Genomic DNA, 560 nt, shown 5'->3' on the forward strand with positions numbered 1-560 from the left:
ACGTTCATGTCCGACGTGTTGCCCGGCCACACCCAGCAGCGGATCGGGATGCCTTCACGCGTAACGGCAAAGCCGATGACGACCTGCGGAAGATCAGGACGATGGTCTTTGGAATATCCGGTTTTCCGAAAATCGTCTTCTTCCGATTCTTCGGTCTCAAAATACGTGGAGGTCGTATCAAAAAACAACAGATCGACTTCGAGGTTCAGCAAATCCGCTACCGTATGAAACACTTCACGTTGAATGATTTCATCTGACTCCAGGAGAAAGTCCATCGCCCGATAGCCGTGCTGGACCTCGAAAGTCGGCAACCCGGGAATCACGACTTCGCGGTCGACCCAGTCTTCGATGGCGAGCTTACTGCCGGGATCAAGGACACGATTGGCGACCATAGCGAAGATCGCGCGTTCCACCGGCATGCGATACTCCCGGTCTGCCAAACGTTTGAGGATCGCTTGTCCAACGCCAAGCTTCTTCCAGAGTTGATCGAGCAACCACGTGCCGCCAAGGGCTTGAGATTTCAGCATCGTAACCGATGCCGAGCGGGTTTGCTCGGAGCC

Annotated in this window: 1 protein-coding gene; it reads right to left on the bottom strand. The window is 54.8% G+C overall.

Features of this window, described 5'->3' with window-relative positions; translation table 11 throughout:
• Window positions 1-560 (bottom strand): IS1634 family transposase (locus ACFO8Q_RS23810; protein ID WP_380029867.1); only part of this gene is annotated, 560 nt, incomplete at both ends.

Source organism: Effusibacillus consociatus, from assembly GCF_042652925.1.
GTDB lineage: Bacteria > Bacillota > Bacilli > Tumebacillales > Effusibacillaceae > Effusibacillus > Effusibacillus consociatus.